The sequence below is a fragment of the Pseudonocardia yuanmonensis genome, from assembly GCF_039542425.1.
Classification (GTDB): Bacteria; Actinomycetota; Actinomycetes; order Mycobacteriales; family Pseudonocardiaceae; genus Pseudonocardia; species Pseudonocardia yuanmonensis.
On record NZ_BAABIC010000017.1, the window covers coordinates 46,839 to 70,399 of the forward strand.

At 71.6% G+C, this 23,561-nt stretch carries 20 protein-coding genes, 1 tRNA gene and 6 pseudogenes; 12 read left to right on the top strand and 15 right to left on the bottom strand.

All coding sequences use genetic code 11. The annotated features are described in order from the left end of the window. The first annotated feature begins 104 nt into the window (after window positions 1–104). From pstS to pstB, 4 genes are all read left to right on the top strand, one after another. Window positions 105–1,220 (top strand): phosphate ABC transporter substrate-binding protein PstS, encoded by a 1,116-nt coding sequence (gene pstS / locus ABD990_RS23290; RefSeq protein ID WP_345382857.1) that lies wholly within the window; start codon window positions 105–107, stop codon window positions 1,218–1,220. Window positions 1,221–1,318: 98 nt separating this feature from the next. Continuing rightward, window positions 1,319–2,272: a phosphate ABC transporter permease subunit PstC gene (gene pstC / locus ABD990_RS23295; RefSeq protein WP_345382858.1), complete on the top strand. Its 954-nt coding sequence runs from the start codon at window positions 1,319–1,321 to the stop codon at window positions 2,270–2,272. Next, window positions 2,272–3,369, top strand: a complete 1,098-nt coding sequence (pstA, locus tag ABD990_RS23300) for a phosphate ABC transporter permease PstA (protein WP_345382859.1) — start codon at window positions 2,272–2,274, stop codon at window positions 3,367–3,369. Before pstC ends, pstA begins: the two co-directional genes overlap by 1 nt. 8 nt (window positions 3,370–3,377) lie before the next feature. Next, window positions 3,378–4,157 (top strand): phosphate ABC transporter ATP-binding protein PstB, encoded by a 780-nt coding sequence (pstB, locus tag ABD990_RS23305; RefSeq protein WP_345382860.1) that lies wholly within the window; start codon window positions 3,378–3,380, stop codon window positions 4,155–4,157. A 63-nt stretch (window positions 4,158–4,220) separates the two neighbouring features. On the opposite strand, the gene phoU (ABD990_RS23310) is transcribed toward pstB, so the two are convergent. From phoU (ABD990_RS23310) to dusB, 6 genes are all read right to left on the bottom strand, one after another. Further along, on the bottom strand, window positions 4,221–4,880 hold the full coding sequence (gene phoU, locus ABD990_RS23310; protein WP_345382861.1) for a phosphate signaling complex protein PhoU: 660 nt from the start codon (window positions 4,878–4,880) through the stop codon (window positions 4,221–4,223). 86 nt (window positions 4,881–4,966) lie between these two features. Beyond that, window positions 4,967–5,176, bottom strand: coding sequence for a dodecin (locus ABD990_RS23315; RefSeq protein WP_345382862.1), 210 nt, complete (start codon window positions 5,174–5,176; stop codon window positions 4,967–4,969). 139 nt (window positions 5,177–5,315) lie between these two features. Beyond that, on the bottom strand, window positions 5,316–5,972 hold the full coding sequence (gene phoU, locus ABD990_RS23320; protein WP_345382863.1) for a phosphate signaling complex protein PhoU: 657 nt from the start codon (window positions 5,970–5,972) through the stop codon (window positions 5,316–5,318). A 74-nt stretch (window positions 5,973–6,046) separates the two neighbouring features. Next, window positions 6,047–7,840, bottom strand: coding sequence for an LCP family protein (locus ABD990_RS23325; protein ID WP_345382864.1), 1,794 nt, complete (start codon window positions 7,838–7,840; stop codon window positions 6,047–6,049). 1,091 nt (window positions 7,841–8,931) lie between these two features. After that, window positions 8,932–9,777, bottom strand: coding sequence for a GGDEF domain-containing protein (locus ABD990_RS23330; RefSeq protein ID WP_345382865.1), 846 nt, complete (start codon window positions 9,775–9,777; stop codon window positions 8,932–8,934). 135 nt (window positions 9,778–9,912) lie between these two features. After that, complete coding sequence (gene dusB, locus ABD990_RS23335; RefSeq protein WP_345382866.1) at window positions 9,913–11,073, bottom strand: tRNA dihydrouridine synthase DusB; 1,161 nt, start codon at window positions 11,071–11,073, stop codon at window positions 9,913–9,915. A gap of 58 nt (window positions 11,074–11,131) precedes the next feature. Here dusB and ABD990_RS23340 point away from each other — a divergent pair, with 58 nt between their 5' ends. Together ABD990_RS23340 and ABD990_RS23345 are read left to right on the top strand one after the other, a co-directional pair. After that, window positions 11,132–11,545: a hypothetical protein gene (locus tag ABD990_RS23340; RefSeq protein WP_345382867.1), complete on the top strand. Its 414-nt coding sequence runs from the start codon at window positions 11,132–11,134 to the stop codon at window positions 11,543–11,545. Window positions 11,546–11,626: 81 nt separating this feature from the next. Continuing rightward, window positions 11,627–11,699: transfer RNA gene (locus tag ABD990_RS23345), tRNA-Lys, on the top strand. A gap of 395 nt (window positions 11,700–12,094) precedes the next feature. Here ABD990_RS23345 and ABD990_RS34505 read toward each other — a convergent pair. The 4 genes and pseudogenes from ABD990_RS34505 to ABD990_RS23360 all read right to left on the bottom strand — a co-directional run. Next, window positions 12,095–12,256 (bottom strand): annotated as a pseudogene (locus tag ABD990_RS34505) (transposase); the annotation flags it as partial. A 133-nt stretch (window positions 12,257–12,389) separates the two neighbouring features. Next, window positions 12,390–12,554, bottom strand: a pseudogene (locus ABD990_RS34510) (hypothetical protein); the annotation flags it as partial. 112 nt (window positions 12,555–12,666) lie between these two features. Beyond that, complete coding sequence (locus tag ABD990_RS23355) at window positions 12,667–13,872, bottom strand: serine/threonine-protein kinase (RefSeq protein WP_345382868.1); 1,206 nt, start codon at window positions 13,870–13,872, stop codon at window positions 12,667–12,669. Beyond that, the gene (locus ABD990_RS23360) at window positions 13,869–14,453 is read right to left on the bottom strand and encodes a hypothetical protein (RefSeq protein ID WP_345382869.1); all 585 of its coding nucleotides are present in this window, start codon (window positions 14,451–14,453) and stop codon (window positions 13,869–13,871) included. Before ABD990_RS23360 ends, ABD990_RS23355 begins: the two co-directional genes overlap by 4 nt. Window positions 14,454–14,488: 35 nt before the next feature. On the opposite strand from ABD990_RS23360, the gene ABD990_RS23365 reads away from it, so the two are divergent. Continuing rightward, window positions 14,489–14,755, top strand: a complete 267-nt coding sequence (locus ABD990_RS23365) for a hypothetical protein (protein ID WP_345382871.1) — start codon at window positions 14,489–14,491, stop codon at window positions 14,753–14,755. A gap of 124 nt (window positions 14,756–14,879) precedes the next feature. On the opposite strand, the pseudogene ABD990_RS23370 reads toward ABD990_RS23365, so the two are convergent. Then, window positions 14,880–15,395, bottom strand: a pseudogene (locus ABD990_RS23370) (transposase); the annotation flags it as partial. 746 nt (window positions 15,396–16,141) lie between these two features. Here ABD990_RS23370 and ABD990_RS23375 point away from each other — a divergent pair. Then, window positions 16,142–16,666, top strand: coding sequence for a hypothetical protein (locus ABD990_RS23375; RefSeq protein ID WP_345382872.1), 525 nt, complete (start codon window positions 16,142–16,144; stop codon window positions 16,664–16,666). A gap of 1,223 nt (window positions 16,667–17,889) precedes the next feature. Here the strand turns inward: ABD990_RS23375 and ABD990_RS23380 are convergent. Then, window positions 17,890–18,129, bottom strand: a pseudogene (locus ABD990_RS23380) (transposase); the annotation flags it as partial. A 196-nt stretch (window positions 18,130–18,325) separates the two neighbouring features. Between ABD990_RS23380 and ABD990_RS23385 the strand changes: the two are divergent. Next, window positions 18,326–18,535 carry a hypothetical protein gene (locus ABD990_RS23385; RefSeq protein ID WP_345382873.1) on the top strand — a complete coding sequence of 70 codons (210 nt, stop codon included), beginning with the start codon at window positions 18,326–18,328 and terminating at the stop codon, window positions 18,533–18,535. Window positions 18,536–18,713: 178 nt separating this feature from the next. Beyond that, window positions 18,714–18,935 (top strand): annotated as a pseudogene (locus ABD990_RS23390) (alpha/beta fold hydrolase); the annotation flags it as partial. A gap of 242 nt (window positions 18,936–19,177) precedes the next feature. Here ABD990_RS23390 and ABD990_RS23395 read toward each other — a convergent pair. From ABD990_RS23395 to ABD990_RS23405, 3 genes and pseudogenes are all read right to left on the bottom strand, one after another. Beyond that, window positions 19,178–19,654: a (2Fe-2S)-binding protein gene (locus tag ABD990_RS23395; protein WP_345382874.1), complete on the bottom strand. Its 477-nt coding sequence runs from the start codon at window positions 19,652–19,654 to the stop codon at window positions 19,178–19,180. After that, window positions 19,651–20,526, bottom strand: a complete 876-nt coding sequence (locus tag ABD990_RS23400; protein WP_345382875.1) for an FAD binding domain-containing protein — start codon at window positions 20,524–20,526, stop codon at window positions 19,651–19,653. The genes ABD990_RS23395 and ABD990_RS23400 overlap by 4 nt, the downstream gene beginning before the upstream one ends. Next, window positions 20,523–21,235 (bottom strand): annotated as a pseudogene (locus ABD990_RS23405) (xanthine dehydrogenase family protein molybdopterin-binding subunit). Before ABD990_RS23405 ends, ABD990_RS23400 begins: the two are co-directional and overlap by 4 nt. A 68-nt stretch (window positions 21,236–21,303) precedes the next feature. Between ABD990_RS23405 and ABD990_RS23410 the strand changes: the two are divergent. After that, the gene (locus ABD990_RS23410; RefSeq protein ID WP_345382876.1) at window positions 21,304–21,519 is read left to right on the top strand and encodes a hypothetical protein; all 216 of its coding nucleotides are present in this window, start codon (window positions 21,304–21,306) and stop codon (window positions 21,517–21,519) included. Between the two features lie 375 nt (window positions 21,520–21,894). Beyond that, entirely contained in the window at window positions 21,895–23,535 is a 1,641-nt protein-coding gene (locus ABD990_RS23415) for a flavin-containing monooxygenase (RefSeq protein WP_345382877.1), read from the top strand. Window positions 23,536–23,561 lie beyond the last annotated feature (26 nt).

A 23,561-nucleotide genomic window follows, 5' to 3' on the forward strand; every position in this document is an offset into this window, starting at 1 on the left:
CGACCGTCAACCGGGCGCGCTTAGCGTTCGACGCCGAGCGGCTCGGTGTGGGTCGCGTGTGCGGCCGGTTCCGACCGGCTCCCCGATACACGGAGGAACCAGCAGTGAAGACCAAGCGCCCGAAGCGCGCGCGGATCGCCGCCGTCGGCCTCGCAGCGAGTGGGGCCATCGTGCTCGCCGGCTGCGGTGCGGCCAACGAGGGCTCGTCGGCGGGTGGCGCGTCGAGCGCCCCGTCCGCGAACGTGTCCGGCACGATCTCCGGCGCGGGCGCCAGCTCGCAGCAGGCCGCGATGCAGGCCTGGATCGCCGGTTTCACCGGGGCCAACCCCGACGCCACGGTGAACTACGACCCGGTGGGCTCGGGTGGCGGTCGCACCCAGTTCGTCGAGGGCGGCACCGCCTTCGCCGGCTCGGACGCCTACCTCAAGGACCAGCAGCTCGAGCAGGCCCGCACCCGCTGCGGCGGCTCGGTCATCGAGGTCCCCAACTACGTCTCGCCGATCGCCGTGGTCTACAAGCTCGACGGCGTCAGCAACCTGAACCTCGCGCCGGCCACGATCGCGGGCATCTTCGACCGCAAGATCACCACCTGGAACGCGCCGGAGATCGCCGCCGACAACCCCGGCGTCACCCTGCCGAACACGCCGATCACCCCGGTCAACCGGTCGGACGAGTCGGGCACCACGGAGAACTTCACCGAGTACCTGAGCGCCGCTGCGCCGCAGGCGTGGCCGCACGAGCCGGACGGCAACTGGCCGGTCCAGGGCGGCGAGGCCGCGCAGGGCACCTCGGGCGTGATCGGCGCCGTGAGCGGCGGCAACGGCACGATCGGCTACGCCGACGCCAGCCAGGCCGGGCAGCTCGGCAAGGTCAACGTCAAGGTCGGCAACGACTACGTCGGCCCGACCCCGGAGGCCGCGGCGAAGATCCTCGAGGAGTCGCAGCGGGTCGAGGGCCAGGGCGACACCTCGTTCGCCTTCGAGCTCAACCGCACCACGACCGAGGCCGGGACCTACCCGATCGTCCTCGTCTCGTACCTGATCGCGTGCCCGCAGTACTCCGACGTCGCCCAGGCCAACCTGGTCAAGGCGTTCATGGGCTACGTGGTCAGCGCCGACGGCCAGCAGGCCGCCGCGCAGGCCGCCGGCTCGGCACCGCTGTCCGACACCCTGCGCCAGCAGATCACCCCGGTGATCGACGGCATCAAGGCCTCGGGCTGATCTGCACCTGTGCTGTCGGGGACCCCGGTCCGCGCGCACCGCGTGGCCGGGGCCCCTCGCCCGTGCCCCCGTCCCACCTCGCTCATTGAGGAAATGCCGTGACCACAACCCAAGTCACGCCCACGCCGCCGACGACCGCCAAGCCGGTCACGCAGCTGGGTGACCGGATCTTCGCCGGATCGGCGAAGGGCGCCGGGATCCTGATCCTCGTCGTCCTGGCCGGGGTCGCCGCGTTCCTGCTGAGCGAGGCGCTCCCGGCCATCGTCGCGCCGGCGGACGAGCTGCCGGGCGACCAAGGCCTGATGGTCTACATCTGGCCGCTGCTGTTCGGCACGCTGCTCAGCGCGTTCCTCGCGCTGGTCATCGCCACGCCGCTGGCCGTCTGCGTCGCGCTGTTCATCAGCCACTACGCCCCGCGGCGGCTCGCCCAGGGCCTCGGCTACCTCGTCGACCTGCTCGCCGCGGTCCCGTCGATCGTCTACGGCCTCTGGGGGGCATGGACGCTCGCGCCCGCCTCGGTCGGGCTGACCACCTGGCTCAACGACTACCTGGGCTGGATCCCGCTGTTCGCGGGCCCGGTCTCCACGACCGGCCGCACGATGCTCGTCGCCGGCCTGGTCCTCGCCGTGATGATCCTGCCGATCATCACCGCGGTCGCCCGCGAGGTCTTCCTGCAGACGCCGAAGCTCCACGAGGAGGCCGCCCTCGCGCTGGGTGCCACCCGCTGGGAGATGATCCGCATGGCGGTCATCCCGTTCGGCCGCTCCGGCGTCATCTCCGGCGCGATGCTCGGCCTCGGCCGCGCGCTCGGCGAGACCATGGCCGTCGCCATCGTGCTCTCGGTGTCCGGTGCCGTGACCTTCAACCTGATCAGCTCGGGCAACCCGTCCACGATCGCGGCGAACATCGCCCTGCAGTTCCCCGAGTCCTCCGGCCTCGCGGTGAACACGCTGATCGCCTCCGGCCTGGTGCTGTTCGTCGTCACCTTGGCGGTGAACATGCTGGCCCGCTACATCGTCAACCGCCGCCGCGAGTTCTCCGGAGCGAACTGATGTCCACCGGAACCGAGCGCACCGACATCGACACGACCTCGCTCGAGGCCCCCGCCACCAGCACCCCGGACGTCCCCCGGGTGCAGGGCACGCTCCCGCGGTGGGCGCCGTGGGGCCTCCTCGCGGGCGCGGCCGTCGTCGTCGGCGCGATCCTCGCCGTCACCGGCTTCAGCGTCGGCCTCTGGGTCTTCCTGACGGCCGTGCTGTTCGCCCTCGCCACCTACGTGATCTCGCGCATGGTCGAGGGCGCCCGCCGGGCCACCGACCGGCTCGTCACCGTGATCGTGTCCGCGGCCTTCCTGGTCGCGATGATCCCGCTGATCTCCGTCATCTGGACCGTGGTCAGCAACGGCATCGCCCGCTTCGACGTCGCCTTCTTCACCAACTCGATGCGCGGTGTCGTCGGCGAGGGCGGCGGTGCCTACCACGCCATCGTCGGCACCCTGATCATCACCGGCCTCGCCGCCGTCATGTCGATCCCGATCGGCGTGCTCACGGCCATCTTCCTCGTCGAGTACGGCCGGGGCCGGCTGTCCCGCGCGATCACCTTCTTCGTCGACGTCATGACGGGCATCCCGTCGATCGTCGCCGGCCTGTTCGCCTACGCCCTGTTCGCGTTGATCCTGGGCCCGGGGGTCCGGATGGGCTTCGCCGGCGCCGTCGCGCTGACCGTGCTCATGATCCCGATCGTGGTGCGCTCCACCGAGGAGATGCTCAAGATCGTCCCGAACGAGCTGCGGGAGGCGTCGTACGCACTGGGCGTCCCGAAGTGGCGGACGATCCTCAAGGTCGTCATCCCCACGACGGCGGGCGGCATCGCCACCGGCATCACGCTCGCCATCGCCCGCGTCATCGGCGAGACGGCGCCACTGCTGGTCGCGGTCGGCATCACGACGGGCGTGAACCTCAACCCCTTCGACGACCGGATGGCCACGCTCCCGGTCTTCTCGTACTACTCGTACGTCGCGCCGGGCATCCCGCGCGAGCCCTTCCTCGACCGGGCATGGACGGCGGCACTGGTCCTCATGATCATCGTGATGCTGCTGAACGTCGTCGCCCGGATCATCTCCCGCGCGTTCGCCCCGAAGACCCGATAGGACACGTCATGAGCAAGAACATCGACGCCAAGGACCTGAGCATCTACTACGGGTCGTTCCGCGCGGTCGAGGGCGTGAACATCTCGATCAGGAAGCAGACGGTCACGGCCCTGATCGGTCCGTCCGGCTGCGGCAAGTCGACCTTCCTCCGGTCCATCAACCGCATGCACGAGGTCATTCCGGGCGCCCACGTCGAGGGCCGGCTCGAGCTCGACGGCCAGGACCTCTACGGGCCCGGCGTGGACCCGGTGGGCGTGCGCCGGCAGATCGGCATGGTCTTCCAGCGCCCCAACCCGTTCCCCACGATGTCGATCTACGACAACGTGATCGCCGGGATGCGGCTGAACAACAAGAAGTCCAAGAAGGCGGACCTGGACGACACCGTCGAGCGCTCGCTGCGCGGTGCCAACCTGTGGAACGAGGTCAAGGACCGCCTCGACAAGCCCGGCTCCAGCCTCTCCGGCGGCCAGCAGCAGCGGCTCTGCATCGCCCGCGCGATCGCGGTGCAGCCGGACGTCCTGCTCATGGACGAGCCCTGCTCGGCGCTCGACCCGATCTCCACGCTCGCGATCGAGGACCTGATCAACGAGCTGAAGACGGACTACACGATCGTCATCGTGACCCACAACATGCAGCAGGCGGCGCGGGTCAGCGACTTCACCGGCTTCTTCAACATCGAGGGCACCGGCAAGCCCGGCAAGCTCGTCGAGATGGACGAGACCAAGACGATCTTCTCGCAGCCGAAGCAGAAGGCGACCGAGGACTACGTCTCCGGCCGGTTCGGCTGAGCCGGCGGGGACCTGCGGGAACGCACGCCGGCGATGCGCGACACCGCCGGCGTCCTTCGTTCTCTACAGCTGCAGGGCCTCGGGGTGGCGCCCGGTGACGACGTAGACGGTGCGCTCGGCCAGGGCCACGGCGTGATCGGCGATGCGCTCGTAGAAGCGGGCGAGCAGCGTCAGGTCCACGGCGGCGGGGATCCCGCAGGTCCAGCGCTCCCCGAACATCAGGGTGAACAGGTCGCGGTGCAACGCGTCGACCCGGTCGTCGTCCGACTCGAGCTCCAGCGCGAGGATCACGTTGCGGGTCCGCAGCACGGTCACGGACTTGACGAGCATCGCCGCGACCTGCGTGCTGAGCTCCACCAGCAGGTCCCGGGCGACGTCCGGGACGCACGGGTCCGGGTCGCGCCGGTGCGCGGCCTCCGCGATGTGCTTGGCCAGGTCGCCGACGCGCTCCAGCTCGTGCGCGGACTGGATCGCGGCCACGACCACCCGCATGTCCGGCCCCACCGGCGCGAAGATCGTGATCGTCTCGGTGGCGAGGCGCTCGACGCGCGCCCGCAGCTCGTCGATCGCCGGGTCGCCGGCGATCACGCGCTCGGCGAGGCGGGGGTGCCGGTCGAGCAGCGCGGTGCAGGCCGCGCGGAACGCGACCACGACGGCATCACCCATCTCGCCGAGCAGCGTCTGCAGCTGCGCGGTGTTGCCGTCCAGGGTCTCCCGTGCCACCGGGTCAGCCTAGGAAACCGGGCAGGCGGTCATGGTCGGGTCCGCATGAACGATCGATGAACGACGGGCGTTCGGTGACGTCGGCCCTACGGGTCGAGTCGGAAACCGACCTTGAGGCCGACCTGGAAGTACTCCACGTGGCCCTCCACCAGGTTCCCGCGGATCTGGGTGACCTCGAACCAGTCGAGCTGCCGGAGGGTCTCGCTGGCGCGGCGGACACCGTTGCGGATCGCCGCGTCGACACTCTCCGGCGAGGTGCCGACGATCTCGGTGACGCGGTACACGTGGTCGGACATGCACCCGGAGTCCCCCGTCGCCCGGGTCGGCCAAACGCCGGGCCTGTCCGCCCTGGTCAGAGGGCTGGGCAGGGCCGCTCGGCGCCCCTCACGACCGCTCAGAACCGCCCGGGGCCGCTCAGAGCCGCTCCAGCGCCGCTCAGACGGCGAGCGGGCCCGGCATCTGCCCGGTGACGACGTAGACGATCCGCCGTGCGACGGCGACCGCGTGGTCGGCGTAGCGCTCGTAGAACCGCGCGAGCAGCGTGACGTCGACCGCCGCCTCCACGCCGTGGTTCCAGTTGCGGTCCATCAGCACCGTGAACATGTGCTTGTGCAGGTCGTCCATCGCGTCGTCGTCCGACTCGAGCTCGGCGGCCGCCGCGAGGTCACGGCTGCGGATCACGGCGCCGGCCTTCCGGGCCAGCGCCACCCCGACCCGGCCCATCTCGGCGAAGTACGGGACGATCTCGTCCGGCAGCACCGGCTGCGGGTGCCGGCGCCGCGCGGCCTGGGCGACGTGCAGCGCGAGGTCGCCCATCCGCTCGATGTCGCCGGCGCCGTGGATCGCGGAGACGACGATCCGCAGGTCGGTCGCGACCGGCGCCTGCAGGACCAGGAGGGCGAAGGCCTTCTCCTCGGCGGAGTGCCGGATCTCGTCGATCCGGATGTCCTCGTCGATCACCTGCTCGGCGAGCCGCAGGTCCGCGTCGAGGAGCGCGCGGGTCGCCTTCGCCATGGCCTCCGCGACGTCCTCGCACATCCTGGCGAGGGCGTCGCCGAGCTCGTCGAGCTGGTCGGTGTAGGCGTCGCGCATGTTCCGAGGGTAAAGGGGTGCGACCCGGCGCACAGCAGCAGGACGTGAACCGGCGATGAACGCTCGGGTTCCGGTCAGCCGCAGGAGGCGGCGGGGGCGGTCTGCGCGGGCGGGGCGGCGGCGTCCGTCACCGGGGCCCGCACGGTGCCGTCGAAGGAGCTGCCCAGCACCAGTTGCAGGGTGCCGGTGCTGCCCGGGTCCTGGACCAGCCGGGCGCCGGGGACGACCTCGCCGAGCAGCTCGGCGGCGTCCGCCCGGTCGGGGGAGAAGCGCAGCACGGTCTCCGCGGAGGGCTGCGCGGCGTTGCCGACCTCGCCCACCCCGAAGCCGAGCGAGCGCAGCGAGTCGCCGACCTGGCGGCCGAGCCCGTCCCGGCCGGCGGCGTTGACCACACCGACCGTGACGTCGCCGGGCTCCGGGCCCTCCGCCGAGGCGACCGGCGTCGTGGTCGTGGGCAGCGGCTGGCCCTTGCGCAGCGCGGAGAAGAGCCGGGAGGACTCGGTGTCGCGCAGCTCCAGGTTGCCGCGGGTGTTCGGCACGGCCGAGACGGGCAGCGGCAGGAAGGTCACGCCGTCCGCGCTCGGTCGGTCCAGCGCCGAGGTCAGCCGGACCATCTCGTGCACGCCGACGTCGTCGGCCAGCATGCTGCGGCCGAGCGCGGCGGCGAAGTCCCGGGTCGTGGTGGGGGAGAGCAGGGTGGAGGCGGACAGGGCCTCGCGGAAGGTCGCCGCGAGCAGCCGCTGCTGTCGCTGTAGCTGACCCAGGGCCGGGGAGGGGTCGGACGCCACGGCGGCCGCCTCGGCGAACCGCACGGCCTGCGTCCCGTCGAGCCGGGAGGTGCCGGCCCGCGGGATCACCGCGCCCAGGGTGCGGTCCTCGACGGGCCGCTCCACGCAGACGTCGACGCCGCCGATCGCGTCGACCATGCCGGCGATGCCGGGCAGGTCCAGCGCGAGGAACCGGGTCACGGACATCCCGCTGAGCTGCTGCACCGTGCGCACGAGGCAGCGTGGGCCGCCGACCGCATAGGCCGAGGACAGCGCGGTGCGCGTCTCCGCGGGGACGGTCTCGTCGAGGTAGGTCGCGGCCGCGGCGTCCCAGCGCGGGCAGGGCGGCCGGTTGATCTCCAGGTCCATCGGGAAGGAGACGCCGACGACCCGGTCCCCGCCGGCCGCGACGTGCGCGAGCATGAGCGTGTCCGTCCGCTCGTCCGTGGTCGAGGGGGTGCCCGAGCTGCCGGAGGCGGTGCCGAGGACGAGCACGTTGTCGTCCCCGGCCTGGCCCTCGGCGTCGATCACCCCGGCCTCGGGGTCGAGCGCGGCGACCGTGCGGATCGTGGAGTCCATCCAGCGGGTGGCGCCCCAGCTCAGCGCGACGCCGAGGAAGGTCAGGACCGCCAGCGCGGCGGCGGTGATCCGGCAGGCCAGGGCGAGTCGGGTGGGTGGCGTCGGCGGGGTGCCCGTGGTGGTCCGGCGGGCGGCGCGACGGGTGGGAGGTCCGTCCTCGGCGCCGTCGAGGTTCTCGAGGCCGTCGGGGTCCTCGGTGTCGTCGTCCTCGTCGCGGCGGAGGCTGACGCCGGCGTGCGCGGCGGTCAGCCGGGTGAGGCTGGCGTCGATCGCGCGGGTGCGTTCGGCGAGGGCGTCGGCGCCGTCGGGGCCGTCGGGCCCGTCGTCGACGGGCGGGACGAGGGCGGTGTCGTCGCCGCGGGGCGTGCGCAGGGGGCGGCTCGGGGTGTCCGGCGAGCCCGGCCGCGTGCGCAGGCGGGTGGTGGGCGAGGCGGTCGACGGCTCGTTTCGCGGTGTCGTGCCCGGTCGGGCGTGGTCGGCGGCGGGTCCGGTGCCCCGCGGCGCACGGTCGGCGGGAGGCACGGTGCCCTGCGGCGCGCGGTCGGCGGTGGGCCCGGTGCCTCGCGGCGCGGCGTCGGCGGGGCGGCCGTTCGCGCGCTCGTCGTGTGACGGGGGAGCCGGGGGTCGGGCGACACCGTTCGGTCCGGCGGCCCGGACCCCGGGAGCGGTGCCGGTGCGCGGCGCCTCGGGCGCACCGTTCTGTGCCGGGCCCTGCGCGGCGAGGCGTCGAGGAGGGCCGTTCGGCGCGGAGGCCGGTCGAGGTTCCCCACGGCCGTCGACCGGGCCCGCCCCGTGCGAGATCCGCGTCGTCGGGAGGCCGGTCGGGAGCCCGACAGTGCCCGCCGCGGGATCGGCCGGGCGCGGCGGGCCCTGCGGTGGCCGACCGGCGCCGGCCGGGCGGATCGCGGTGGTCCGGGCGCCGTCGGACTCCTCGGGCCGGCGCGCGGGCCGCCCGCGCGGGTCACCGGTCGGCTGCGGCGCCGCGGTCCGGTTCGGGCCGTCCGGCCGCCTGGTGCCACGGCCTCCACCGGACGGGGCTCCCGGTCCGACGGGTCGGGTACCGGGCTGCCGGTCGGGCGCGGCCGGAACAGGGGGCGCCGGAGCAGGGTGCGCGGGCCGAGCAGGGGACGTGGACGGAGCCGAGGGCGTGGGCGGAGCCGAGGGCGTGGGCGGAGCCGAGGGCGTGGGCGGAGCAGGGGGCCCGGGCGGAGCAGGGTGCACGGGCGGCACAGAGGACGGGGACGCTACCGGAGGCGCGGGGCGCGCACCGCCCGGGGTAGCGCCGTTCCGGGGCGGGGCGTGGCCGTTCGTGGCTCGCGGCTCGTACCCGGCGGCTCCCCGGGGAGCCCCACGCTCGTCCTCCTGCTCCACCCGCGGACCGGGCTCGGGCTCGGCCGGGGCGCGGATGCCGAGCCGGGCGAGGACGTCGTCGGCCGGGGGAGGGCCTTCACCCCGGGCGCGCCGGCTCGCGCGGGAACGCAGCGACCGCCGGTCGTCCTCGTCCTGCACGTCACCTCCGGCCCACGACAGCGGGAAGGGCGGAGTGACCGTCACCGGCCGTGTCCGCCCCGTCGCCGAGTTTACGGAGCGGCAATGCTCCGACCGGCGGAGGGTCAGCCGGTCGTGCGAGCGGGCTGCGGGATGGACCGGCGGGCGCCGGCGGCTCCCGCGAGGCGGACCCGGCCGCCGCGCGAGGTCCGGTAGGCGACGGCGTTGCGCCCCGCCTCCTTTGCCGTGTAGAGCAGCATGTCGGCCTCGCCGATCAGGCGCTCGACCTCGGCGATCCGGCCCGCGGCGTGCGCCACCCCGATGCTCACCGTGACCCGCAGGTCCGGGTGCAGGTCCGACCAGTCGTGCCGGGCGATCCGGTCCCGCGCCTGCTCGCTGATCTCCACCGCCTGGGCCAGGTCGCGGCCGGGGAGGACGAGTGCGAACTCCTCCCCGCCGTACCGCGCGCAGAAGCCCGCCTCGGGCAGTGCGGCATGGAGTTCGGTCACCATGCGTTGCAGGACGCGGTCGCCGAACAGGTGTCCGTAGGTGTCGTTGACGAGCTTGAAGTGGTCGATGTCGACCAGCGCCAGGCACACGCCGGTGGTGCGGAAGGGCGTGCCGTCGAGGTCGGCCAGCAGGGCGCCGAGCCGCTCGTCGAGGTAGCGGCGGTTGTAGCTGGCGGTGAGGCTGTCGCGGCGGCTCTGCTCGCGGGCCTCGGCGTGCTCGCGACGGAGGCGGTCGAGCTCGTCGTGCGCGTCGGGCAGGGGTTCGTCGCCGTGCAGGAGCTGCAGCGCGGCGTGCAGGTGGCCGTAGGCCTGCTCCCAGGCCCCCTCGGCGGCCAGGCGTTCGGCGGCGGCGGTGTGCAGGGCCGCGCGGTTGCGCGGGGAGGCCGGCGGGGCGTCCGGAATGGTGTCCGTGAGCGCCGGAACGTCGTGCACCAACGTCCGTACCGTGGCCCTGGCGTCCATCGCGATCACCCCCCTGCTGCCCCTATCGTCGTCGTGACGCGTGTGGTTCTTGAGACGGACGAGGCGTTCCTACCCGTTCGCGTCCCACTCCACCCGACCGAGCGAGCCGGGATCCACGGGCCGTCGGTCCCTACGTCACCCGCCGGAGTGCTCCAACTCGGCGCCGAACGGCACCGAGGGGTCGTCGGCGTCGTCGAGCCAGCGCTCCGGGAGGACGACCTTGCCCGGTGAGCCCTGCCGTCCGCGCGGGCCCTCGGCGTCGGCCGGGAACTCCTGGTCGAGGTCCAGCTGGGCCAGGAGCTCGTCGAGCTGGTCGATGCTCTCGACCATGCCGAGGCTGCGCCGCAGCTCGCTGCCGACCGCGAATCCCTTCAGGTACCAGGCGATGTGCTTGCGGACGTCCCGGATGCCCTTGTAGTCGCCCATGTGCTCGCACAGCAGCACGGCGTGCCGGCGCAGCGTGGCCGCGACCTGGCGCAGGTTCGGCGCGGTGGGCAGCGGGCGCCCGGCGAAGGCGGCTTCGAGGTCCCCGAACAGCCAGGGCCGGCCGAGGCATCCCCGCCCGACGACCACGCCGTCGCAGCCGGTCTCGCGGACCATGGCGAGGGCGTCGTCCGCGGAGAAGATGTCGCCGTTGCCCAGCACCGGCAGGCCGGCGGGCAGGTGGTCGCGCAGGCGGGCGATCGCGGACCAGTCGGCGTGGCCCGAGTACCGCTGCGCCGCCGTGCGCGCGTGCAAGGCGACGGCCGCGACCCCGGCCTCGGCCGCGATCCGGCCGGCCCCGAGGTAGGTGTGGTGCTCGTCGTCGATGCCGATCCGCATCTTGACGGTCACGGGCAGGTCGCCGGCGTTGTCGACGGCCGCCTTCACGATCCGCTCGAACAGCCGCCGTTTGAACGGTAGCGCGGCCCCGCCGCCCCGGCGCGTCACCTTGGGGACCGGGCAGCCGAAGTTCATGTCGATGTGGTCGGCGAGGTCCCGCTCGACGATCATCCGCACGGCCTGGCCCATCGCCGCCGGGTCCACGCCGTAGAGCTGCATGGAGCGCGGCTGCTCGTCCGGGTCGAACGCGATCATCCGGAAGGTCAGGGGGTTCTTCTCGACGAGCCCGCGGCTCGTGATCATCTCGCAGACGTAGAAGCCCGCGCCCTGCTCGCGGCACAGCCGCCGGAACCCCGGGTTCGTGATGCCCGCCATGGGCGCCAGCACCACCGGCGTCGCCACCTCGTGGCGGCCGATGCGCAGCGGCGGCAGCACCGGGCGGGCGGTGCTCTCGGGGATGTCCAGCAGTGTCACGGGACCCCATTGTCCACGCGCGCGTCGCCGCTCGTCGGCGACGGTGTGTGATGTGCGCATGAGGGCGCTCCTGGTGACGGCCGTCGGCCTCGGTCTGGCGGCCCTGACCGCCTGCTCGGCCTCCCCCGCGCCGCCCGCCCCGCCCCCGCCCGCCGCCTCCCGGACGGTGGTGCCGGTGCCCTCGCAGGTGTTCGAACACCCCGGCCACCGGACCGTCCTGCCCGGCCGCGTCGACGACGCCGAGCTCGGGGTGACGTACGAGTTCAGCGTGTTCGCGCACTGCGGCGGCCGGTACACGAGCTTCGACTCGCGGTCCTGGGACGCCGGCCGAAACCCCTTCGACGCCGGCGGCTCGCTCGGCTACGTGCCGGGCGTGATGACCCTGGTGGCCGACGCCCTCGCCCGCTTCGAGACCGGCGACACGGTCGTCGACTACCGCCCGCTCGTCGGCCCGCAACCGCTCTGTGTGTGACTAGCCTTCGCCCCCGGCCAGGACCCGCGCGTCCAGTAGGCTCGATCGTGGTCGCACCGGGCACCAGCCCGGCCTCGATCGGGGCCTCTAGCTCAATCGGCAGAGCAGCGGACTTTTAATCCGCGGGTTCAGGGTTCGATCCCCTGGGGGCCCACCCCATCTGAGCTGCGAATATGTGGGATCGGCGACACGGTGCAATCCAGTAATGACTGCGAGTTCGAGCGGCCGCTGTAGGTCTTCGCAGCTCGTCCGATGTTGTGTTTTGGCTGGTTGAGTGGGCTGTCGCTGCATATCGATGGCCCTGATCGGTCCTACGCGGGCTGGGCTCCGTGAGCACGAGCTCGCGGAGGAGCTGGTCGAGGCCGTAGCCCTCGGCGTCTTCGGTGTCTGAACGGGAAGTACGTCGAGTTGGGGCGGGCCTCGGCGTAAAGACCAGAACCCGGTAGAAGTAGCGCAGGCTCTGCCGGGTGAGGCCGGCGGCGAGGCTGTCGGAGTCGTCGGGCAAGCCTGCCGCGGGCGGCCTCGGGTTCCGCGGATCAGTGGAATCGCGTCGAGAAGGGGCAGCGGCTGGGTGATGTCGTGGCGGTTGCCGCCGGTCAGGGCGACGGCGAGCGGGAGCCTGTGACCGTCGACGCTCAGGTGGTGCTTGGAGCCGGGTGGCCACGGTTGATCGGGGACGGCCCCACGTTGTCCCCCTTTGAGCGCGTGCACGTGCGAGGTGTCGACCGCCTTCCGGTTCCAGGTCCAGCTGCCCGGCCGCGCGCAGCTCGACGAGCAGCAGCTCGTGCAGAGCCGGCCACACCCCGGCCTCGGTCCAGTCCCGCACCCGCCGCCAGCAGATCACCCCAGAGCAGCCGAGCATCGCGGCCGGCAGCTGGTTCCAGGTGATCCCGGTCCGCAGCACGTAGACGATCCCGGCCAGCGCGACCCGTCGTCCATCGGCAGCCGTCCGGTGAACCGGCGTCGCCGCGGCGCCCGCGTGGGTAGCAGCGGCGCGACCCGCTCCCACGGCGCGTCCGGAACAAGATCCTCCACCACGACCGCAGCCTGGCCAACTTCATCACCCGTCTACGGCAGACACGCCGAGATCATTCTGAAACGAGCTCTTTAGGCGAGCCCGGTTAGGCCAGTACGACGGCCACCAGCGCGGCACCAACCGCCAGCAGCACAGCGAGCATGATCAGGACGACGCCCCAGCGGCGGCCGCGGTCCGCGGCGGTGCCGTCGTCGTGGTCGACCTCGGAGAGGACGCTGTCCAGTGCCCAGACGCCGGCGCCGGCAGTCGGTACCGGCGACGGCTTCGGGCCAGGCTGAGCCCCGGAGTCCGGGTCCGGGTCGGCCACGCTGGCGGTCTCCAGCTGCCGGGTCCGAGCTCGGGTGGGCGTGCCTGGCCCGGAGGCTGCGGGCAGTGAGGCAGGCAGTGAGGCGGGCACGGCTGCGGTCAAGGCGTCGGCCATTGCGGCCGCGTCTTGGTAACGCCGGCTCGGGTCCTTGGACAGGGCCCGCAGCAGCACGGCCTCCAGCGCGGGCGGCACCTCCTCGACCAGCGACGAGGGGCGGGGTGGGGATTCACGCAGGTGGGCCAGCACCACCGTGAACGGGTCCGGGTCGGTGAACGGGGGCCGCCCGGTCAGCGCGGTGAACAGGCAACATGCCAGCGCGTAGAGGTCGACACGCCCGTCCAGCCGCCCGGTGCCGCGGACCTGTTCTGGGGCGATGCAGGAGGGGGTGCCCACGATGTAGCCGGTCTTCGTGCGGCCGGCGCCGTCGCCGAGGCGGGCGATGCCGAAGTCGGTGACGGTGACGGCTCCGTCCGGGCCGAGCATGATGTTGCCGGGGCTGATGTCGCGGTGGACCACGCCGGCGCGGTGGGCCGCGGCGAGCGCGCCGCACACCGCGCGCCCGACCGCAGCGACCTCCTCCGGGGGCAACGGCCCGTCCCGCTCCAGGCGCTGGGCCAGCGTCTCACCCTCCAGGTAGGACATGACTACGTGCACGCCGACCGGGCTGGTGCCGACGTCGTGCACCGTCACCACGCCGGGATGGTCGATCGCGGCCGCGGCGCGCGCCTCGTCGCGCAGCCGGCCCAGGTCATCCGCGCTGCCCGCGTGCGCCAGCAGCTTCACCGCCACCGGCCGCGCCAGGTCGCGGTCGTAGGCAAGGAACACCCGCGACATCCCACCTTCGCCGAGCAGCCGGCGCAGTTCGTAGCGGCCGGCGAGCAGGGCGCCCTCCCCGACATCGTCCTCCGCGGCGCGCGGCGCGGGAACGGGGAGATGATCGGTGGTGGCAGCGGTGGCAGCGGTGTCGGGGTCCGAGCCGGTCATGGCTGCGGCAGGTTTCGCTGGGTGCTCTCCGGGTGCCCGGCACCGATCATTTCCTCGAACAGGTAGCGATAGTCCACCATCGCCTGCCGAAGCTGCTCGGTGTCCGCCTCGTCGCGCGTGTCGGCGACCGCGGACTCGTGCGCGGCGCGGTAGTGCTCGACCAGGTCCGGGTGGTCGACCGAGATCATCTCCTCCCGTTCGGTGAAGTGTTCGACGGGGTAGCCGCGCGTCCGCATCACCTGCTGGATCACCAGATCGGCGGCGCGCAGCCCGGTGTGCGGGGTCTCCACGAACGAGTTCTGCGCCTGGGCCCACTGCCCGGTGAACCGCTCCCGTTCGTCGGCGTCAAGGTCACGGACGTCGAGTTCGCGGCGGCGAAGCAGCCGGCGCCGCAGCTCGGCCTCACCGCGGGCCTGCCCGCCCCAGGCGTGCACGACGCGGTCGTACTCCGGGCCGAAATGCCGTCGCAGCGCCGCGGTGCGGCGCCGTCCACGCACCCGGCCACCGATCAGCAACAACGTTCCGAGGACGATCAGCACGACGACGGCGACCACGACCCAGAACAGCACCTCTGGGGACACCGCGCACCACCCACCTTCCGGCCCTCGTCACGTGTGTGGAACAGCATGCGGTCCCGCCCCGCGGCGCGCTGCCGAACAACCATCAGTACGGCCGAATGGACCCGTCCTGCGGCCAGTCTCATGCGCAGGATGCGCGCGGTCGGCCGATGAGCTGGCTTGGTGTGGTGGAGATCGTCGACCGGGTACGGGACGGGCGCCTTCGCGCGCACGTCGGAACCGTCGCGACCCCCGACGAGGCCATCCCCGCGCTCAACCCGACCGAGCGGCGCAATGGCAAGACCGTCATTCGCGTGCGCCCCTGAGCGCCCTGCAACAGGCCAACAGCGCCGTCATGCTGACACCCCACTGAGGAGATCGGCACCCGGCCCGACACCGACGACGTCAGTGGGGCCGCTCAGTGCACAACAGAGCGACCTGGCCGCGCTTCCCGAGGCCGGCGGCGATCGCCTCACGGCGCCCGTCGGCGGCCACCCCGGTGCCGACCACCACCGCCTGGGGCACCACGCGGCGGTTAACCCGGGCCTTGCAGTAGGTGGCATCCAGGAACACATACGGGAACGGCTGGCCGGCCAGGGAGCGGTCCCGGAACGCCCCGACTTCCTCGTCGAGATCGGCGCAGATCCGCGAGACCTCTCTCTTGGAGATCCCGGTGTCCGCCCCGAGTGCGCGCACCAGGTCGTCGACCTTGCGGGTCGACACACCGTGCAGGTAGGCCTCCATCACCACCGCGAACAGGGCCTGGTCGATCCGGCGGCGCCGATCCAACAGCGACGTGAAGAACGAGCCGGTGCGCAGCTTGGGAATGTGCAGCTACAGATCCCCGACCGTGCTGGTCAAGATGCGCGGGCGGTGACCGTGCGCTGCGCGGTGCGCGCGTCGCTGCGTTCGTGCGGGCCGGCGCCCGATCACCGAGGTCAGCTCGGCCTCGATCAACGCCTCCACCTTTGAGCCGGTCTCGCTGACCGTCGCACGATGGCCCCCTACCCCGAGGTCACCCACGCCGTCCCGGCCGAGGACGTACACCACGCCACGGGACACAACTTTCTGGCCGTCGCAGGGACGGTCTGCAAGACGGTGTCCCGCCATACTGCGGGCTCCTACGCTCAGTTGCGGGCGCTTGATGCGGAGGTGGTCGCCATGCGGGTGGTGATCGTCGGGGCCGGGCCGGGAGGGCACGCTCTGGCTCTGCTACTGGATCGATGGGGCTAGCTGTCCGGATGCCCTCGGTCTCGGCGCCCTGCTGCAGATGGGTCTATCCGGAGTGCCGCCCGGGTTCCAGGGCACGTCGTGAGCAGCCGGAGCATCTCTGGATCGGCGCGACGAGGGTGCCGGGCTCCCGAGCCGGTCGAGCAGCTCGGTGACCGGGCGCTCCGTATCGTGTCTGCGGCAGCCCTGCTCGACGGGATCCTCAGCGAGGCGGCCCGCCACCACCTCGGCCTGCTCGCCGCCGGCCCCACGACGCGGGCGCGGTCGGCGGGCGTGCGCCCGGATCCAGGCCGAGCGTGAACCCGAGCCCCCGGCGGTCGCAGTACCTGCAACGACGCGAGGCGTGCGGACAGGGCGACGCCCAAGTGTCAACCTTGCAGTTTCCGGTGGGGAGCGGAGCGCCCACGCCCTCGGCCGCTTCTCGTGGGCCCAGCGGGCATGGCTTCGCCGGGTAGGCCGGTCTCCGCCACGGGATGACGCGGGTGACGATGCGGATCGCCCCGAACGGGACCGGTGGCATCCGGCCCGGGGGAGGGGAGTTGAGAGCGATGTCCGATCGCGATGTCCGGCGGTGGCCGCTGCGGGGGTTCTGGCGCGCCTGGTACTGGATCTCCTGGTTGATCAGCGTCGTGCTGTTCCTGCCGGTGCTGGGTCTGGCCGTCCTCGCGTGGCGATCCAGCGGACCGGCGCGCTGGTTTCCGCTGCTGCCCGGGCTCGTGCTGCTCGCGATTATCCTGGTGATCGGCTGGCAGCTGGCGACCACAGCGCTCGTCGTCACCGTCGACGCCGGCGGCGAGCTGAGGGCCCGCCTGCTGTTTCGTGCCCGGCAGGTGCACGCGACCGGTGTGTTGAGCGTGCGGCGTTCCGCGCTCACCTCCGGCCACCACACACCGATCGTGATCAGGACGGCGAACTGGTCGGTACGCCTGATCCACACACGGACCGACGTCGACGAGCTGGTCGCAAAGCTCCGCCGCCACAACCCTGCGCTCCTCGTCGACGTCTGAATAGGCGTCGCGGAGCCCGCGGAGCAGAAACCGCCAGCCGGACTTGTCGGGCCAGGCGTTGATGTTGGTGTCGTAGAGGTCGGTCTTGGTCGCGCGCAGCTCTACGCCTCCCGGCGCTACTGGGAGCAGACCGAGTGATCCCGCCGGGGCTGCCGAGCGCAACCACGGCTGCAGGCGAGATCGAGGTCCCGTGCGGCTCGCGAGCTCGCGGATGGACATGCCCTCTACCCGCCGGTCCCGACGGATCCGCCGAACGAATCCTGTCCCGAGTCGTCGCCCGTTACGGCCGGCTCGACCTGCTCTGCCTCGAGAAACGCCGACCCCACAGACCAACACCTATGACGGTTACGACCCGGCCGAGCGCGACGGCGGCAGTGGCGGCTGGACGGGAATCGCGTCGCGTCGCGGAGCGCTCATGCAGCCGGCCCTTCTACGTCGCCGTCGGTGTGGCCGTGGACGGGCCCGTCGCAGACGGCGATGCAACCGTGGGAGCTGGTCGGTCGAGCTTGTCGGCCCGCACGGCCTAGCGAAGATCAACTGCATGGCTGCGACGATGACTGCGAACTTGGCACTATCCACGCCACAGCAGACAGCGATGCGACGGAGTTGGTCAGCCTGACCAGCAAACTCCAGTCGATGGGATACGGGGCTCGGCACTTTTAATCCGCGGGTTCAGGGTTCGATCCCCTGGGGGCCCACCCTATCTGAGCTGCAAAGAATCGGGGTCAGAGACAGGGCGCAACTCGGAGATGACTGCGAGTTCGAGTGGCCGCGGTATGTCGCCGACGACATCGTCCGATGCTGTGTCTTGGCTTGCTGAGTGTGGTGGGACCGCATCTCGGTGAGCCTGGTTCGTCGTACATGGGCGGAGTGGGTATCGGGCGCTCGGGAAGCGCATCCCGGTCGAGCGGACGATGGGGCTGCCGGTTCAGCCGTCGAGCGCCAGCGTGGTGCGTGACAGCTCGAGCTGACGCGTGATCTTCCGGTTCCCTCAGGTCCGTGCTGGTGGTGGCGCAGCCGGCAGTTTCCCGCGAGCACGAAGGCAGCTCGAGCACAACTGCACTTCAGAGCCTTCAAGCTGTGCGCTCCGTGCGCTGATTGCCGCGGCTCAACGCCTTCGTGAAATGGTGTTTCAGTTGTCGGGGCACGTCAGCTGCCGCTTGTCAACGACTTCGCCTCACCGGTCTTGTTCGAGAATGTCATTGCACGGATTCATGCGACGTCGAGGCGTTGCGCAGCTTCGGGATCGCCACATCCAGGGTTCCGGCGCGGGTGTCGAAGTTGCGGTGCCGATGCCCGTTGCGGGTGTTCGTGCGAGCGTCGGAGCGCTCGCCATAGCCGGCGCCGCACAGCGCGTCGGCCTCGGCCGACATCAACGTGTTGATGAAGGTGGTCAACATCTGCCGCAGCAGGTCAGGGCTGGCCTGGGACAGCTGTTCGTGCAGGAACTGGGTCGGGTCGATACTGGAGGGAGCGGCATCGCGTGGTCGTCCTTCTGAAGCACTGTGAGAGGTCTCCAGAAGATCACGCGGTGGCCGCCGTACACCTTTACGCCCCGCCCGTCACCGGGCCGGTCGCACACCCCACCTTGGTGGACACCACGAGACGGAGTGACCCGCGTCGCGGAGTGCCGTCGAGCGGCGCGGGTACGTTCCGCGGATGTCCGAGCGCATCGCGCACCTGCTCACACCGTCCGGGGTCCGCAAGCTCTTCTTCGAGACCGTCCCTGCCGAGGACGGCACCTTCCAGCTCGCCGCCATGGAGCAGTTCTCGATGGCCGAGGGCGATGTTTTGACGTTCGGCGACGTCGGGCTGACCCTCGGCGACTACCTGAACTTCCGCACGCTGGGCACGCTCACCGACGAGTAGGCGGATCTCGCCCGGCCTGGCGGTGCCCGCCGGGCCGCACCCCGGCGGGCAGAGGATCCCGGGGTCACCCCGAGGATGAGCTCCCCGACGGGGACCGGGATGCGCCAGGCGACGATGATCGCGAGCCCCAGGACCGTCGTGACCAGCAGAGACAGGCCCGCAAGCGCAACATGATCAGCGACGACGACTGCGCGCGATCCAGGCCGAAGCGCTGGTCATCTGGACCACCAACGACCCCTCCGGCCCGGTCGACGAGGGCGAGCGCATCGCCTCGCTGATCCCGAACGGCCGCCTCGCCGTGATGGAGGAGTGCGGGCACTGGCCGCAGTACGAGGACACCGAGACCTTCAACCAGATCCGCCTCGACTTCCTGCTCGCTCGCATCACCGGGGAGTCGTGATCACAAGACCCTCGCCCTCGTGGCCACCAGCCACAGCCCGCTGCTCGACCACGCCGAGCTGCCCGCCGACGTCGCCGCCGAGCTCGACGGCGACGTCGGGTCCTGTCGTCCGAACCGGCAATGTTGTCCGCGGAGCCGTTCTCTCTCAGCCACGATCCACCAGCTTCGCTCCGATCCGTCGGACCGGGACCGTCGGCGTGGTGGCTCCGAACGACGGGCACATCCGCGGATCAAGCGCGCCGTCAGCTCCGTAGCCGCTCCGCTGCGCTGAGGACGGAGGTGACGATGGAGTCGTATCCCGTGCAGCGGCAGAGGTTGCCCGACAGACATGTCCGCACCTTCTCGGCCGTGGGGTCGGGGTCGGTCTGCAGCAGCTCGGTCGCGCACATCAGCATGCCCGGGGTGCAGAAGCCGCACTGGAGGCCGTGGTTGTTCCAGAAGGCCTCCTGCAGCGGGGTCAGCCGCTCCCCCTCGGCCAGGCCCTCGACCGTGGTGAGGGTGCAGCCGTCGGCCTGCACCGCGAGCATCAGGCACGCCCGTGCGGTCCGGCGGTCCACCATGATCGTGCACGCCCCGCAGACACCGTGCTCGCAACCCAGGTGGGTGCCGGTGAGCCCGCAGCGGCGGCGGATGAAGTCCGCGAGGGTGAGCCGGGGCTCGACCTCGCCGGTGTAGACGTGCCCGTTGATGGTCATCGACACGGTCTGCTTGTTGATCATGCGCTCACCTCGCTGCGTCGGAGGGCCGCCCCGACCGCCCGCTTCAGCAGCAGGCAGGCCATGTCGCGCCGGTAGGACGCGGGGGCGTGGATGTCGTCGGGCGGCCGGACGGCGGCGGACACCGCCTCGGCCGCGGCGTCGAGGACCTCGGTCGTGGGCACCACCCCGGTCAGAGCGGCCTCCACGGCGTGGAGCCGGACCGGGACCGGGCCGACTCCGCTCGCGGCAAGCCGGACCAGGTTGATCGCACCGTCCGGGCCGAGTCGGACCGCCGCGAGGACGCCGACGACGGCGAGGTCGCCGTGGCGACGGGCGATCTGCTGGATCGCCACCCCGGTGCCTGCGGGCAATCGGGGCAGCCGGACGGCGGTGAGCACCTCGTCGAACCCCATCGAGGTCCGGTGCGGCGCGACGAAGAAGTCGTCGGCCGCGACGGTACGGGGACCGCGCGGGCCCTCCACCAGCAGCTCACCGCCCAGTGCGGTGACCAGGGTCGGCAGCTCGGCCGCCGGATCGGCGTGCGCCAGGCTGCCACCGACCGTGCCGCGGTTGCGGTTGGTCACGTGCCCGACGTGACCGAGGAGCTCGGGCAGCAGCGGGACCGCGGCGGCGGCGACGGGGCTCGTCTCGACGTCGCGCTGCCGGGTCGTCGCGCCGAGCAGCAGGCTCTCCCCTTCGTCGCGGACGAAGTCCAGCGCCTCGACGCGGTTGATGTCGACCAGGAACGACGGCCGGATCTGCCGGAAGGACAGCATCGGCACCAGGCTCTGCCCGCCGGCGAGCACCTTGGCATCCGTGCCGTGCTCGACGAGCATGGCGACGACCTCCTGGACGTCCCCGGCCCGGGCGTATCCCACAGCGGGCGGCTTCACCGTGCCCCTCCCTTCCCGGCGGCCTCGCGGATCTGCGCGAGCAGTCGCGGTGGTGTGACGGGGAAGCGTGTCACGGTCACGCCGTGGTCACGCAGCGCGTCGTCGATGGCACTCGCGACGAGCGACACCCCGGCGATCGTGCCCGCCTCCCCGACCCCCTTCATCCCACCCGGGATGTCCGGGGCGGGCGTCTCCTGGTGGAAGAAGCGGAACGGCGGGATGTCGCTGGCCGTGGGCAGCAGGTAGTCCCGGAAGCTGCCGGTGTGCAGCCGGCCGTCCTCGTCGTAGACGAGCTCCTCGAGCAGCGCACCGCCCATCGCCTGCGCCAGGCCCCCGGCCAGCTGACCGTCCACCAGCATCGGGTTGACCACCGTGCCGCAGTCGTGGCCTGCAGGCAGTCGAGCAGGGTCACCGTCCCGGTCTCCGGGTCGACCTCGGCGAGCAGCGCGGCGCAGCCGAACGAGGTCGCCATGTTGACCGGGTCGAAGACGTCGACCTCCTCGAGGGTCGGCATCTCGTCCTCGGGGAGCCGGTCACGCAGCCGTCGGTAGGCGGCGTCCCCGACGTCCCGCGTCCTCACCGTGGGCCCCGTGGTGCCCCGAACGGAGATGGTGCCGTCCGAGATGTCCAAGTCGTCCGGCGACGCCTCGAGGAGTTGCCCGGCGACCCGGAGGATCTTGGCGCGCAGCCGCTCGCCTGCCCGGAGGATCGCGGCGCCACCGAGCGCGGTCGCCCGGCTGTCTGGTCGCGGCCGCCGCGACCATCACCGCGGAGCAGGTGGCGTTCATGGTGCGTCACTCGACGGGCGAGATGCTGCGCGGACAGCCGACCTACCGGATGCGGAATGGGACGTTCCGACGCAGATGTCTCTTCATCGAGTGGAAGGCGGTCTCGGAGTCGGCGCAGATGAACGACGGTATCGGCACGTTCGTCTTCACCGATGAAGGGATCCGCGCGCAGACTGTGCGTTACACGCTGGAGGCGAGGAAGTAGGCCGGGCTGACCGCGGCGCAGCGGCCTCGGGCAGACGGTCGGTACGCGGCGTCGGGGGCTCCTTGGGCCGAAGTCGCGGATGTTCTGCACGCGTGGCGGCTTGGGTGGACGTGTGGTCGGCGGGGCAGGTCGCCGGGCCGCGAGCGCGAGTGGTGCACGCGGCGGGGCGAGCGCTGCGCGGACGCTGTGCTCGCGCTCCCGCTGCACCCGGCGATTTCGGCAGGCAGCAACGAGGCGAACGGCCCGTCCCCGGGCGACATGACTATCCAAATGGCGCGATGACCACCCGGATGGGGTGGCCACACTTCTCGACACCAGCGGCAGGCTGTGATGCACGACACATGCTCAGGCGCGACTGCGGGTGGTGAGGACGCGATGACGCAGGCACAGGTCAGCGAGACCAGGACGGGCCCGGGGACCGAGGTGGACGCGGTCGTTGTGGGAGCCGGCTTCTCGGGGCTGTACATGCTCCGCCGACTACGCGATCTGGGGCTGTCGGCACGAGCGTTCGAAGCCGGGAGCGATGTCGGCGGGACCTGGTACTGGAACCGCTACCCCGGGGCGCGCAGCGACTCCGACAGCCACGTCTACTGCTTCTCCGACCGGTTCGACGAAAAGATGCTGGCCGAGTGGGAGTGGACCGAGCGCTACCCCGCGCAGCCGGAGATCCTGCGCTACCTGCAGTGGGTGTCGGAAAAGCAGGACCTGCGCGGGAACATCACATTCCAAGCTCGGGTGACGGCGGCGCGATACGACGAGGCGCGCAATCGCTGGGACATCACCACCGACGGCGGGGAGACCGTCTCGGCATGCTATTTCATCCCGGCGGTGGGGCTGCTGTCCAAGCCCAACATCCCGAAGTTCCCCGGGCTGGATCGCTTCGAAGGGCAGTGGTTCCACACAGCGCAGACCCCGCGCGAGGGCGTGGACGTGCAGGGCAAACGCGTCGCGGTGATCGGCAACGGTGCGACCGCGGTCCAGGTGGTCCCGGTGATCGCCCAGCAGGCGGAACACGTCTACGCCTTCACTCGCAACCCGTACCACAGCCTGCCGGCGCGCAACCACCGCCTCGACGCCGAGGACTGGTCGGAGATCCACGCCCACCACAAGGAGATCTGGGCCAAGGCCAGGGACAACTTCGGCGGGTTCCCCTATGCGGACTTCAAGGGCATGGGCAGCGACTTCACCGACGACGAGCGCCAGCAGATCTTCGAGGAGGGCTGGCGCAAGGGCGGGTTCCCACTAGCCTTCTCCACCTTCGCCGACGTCCTGGCCAACCGCGACACCAACGACCAGTTCATGGACTTCCTCCGCTCCAAGATCAGCACCTTGGTCCGCGACCCGCAAGTGGCCGAGCAGTTGACCCCGAGCGACCCGTTCTGCACCAAGCGGCCACCGCTCGAGCACGGCTACTACTCCGCCTTCAACCGGGGCAACATCAGCCTGGTCAATATGAAGAACTCGCCCATCGCCGAGATCACACCCACCGGCATCCGGACCGCCGACGCGGAGTACGAGGTGGATGTGATCATCTTGGCTACCGGTTTCGACGCGTTCACCGGCTCGATGCTCGACCTGGACATTCAGGGCCGGGGAGGCCTGGGCCTGCGGGAGAAGTGGGCCGACGGCCCGCGGGACTATCTGGCTCTGATGGTCCACGGGTTCCCGAACATGTTCATGCTCTATTGCGGGCCCTTCAATCCGGCGATCCTGACCAATGCTCCGACGCTCATCGAGCAGCAGGGTGAGTGGGTCGCCGCCTGCCTGCAGCACATGCGCGAGCAGGGATATGACTACATCGAGCCCCGCCAGGACGCCGAGGACGCGTTCGTCCAGCTCCACCAGGACACGGCGAACGCCACGCTCATCCCCGAGACCGAGTCCTGGTGGACCGGCACGAATATCGAGGGCAAGCCGCGCATGCTGCTGTCGTGGTGCGGCGGGTTCCCCGCCTACCGCCAGCTCTGCGATGACGCGGCCGAGCGCTACGACGGCTTCGAGCTGCACGCGAGCTGAGCACCCTCCCATCACGACCCGAGACG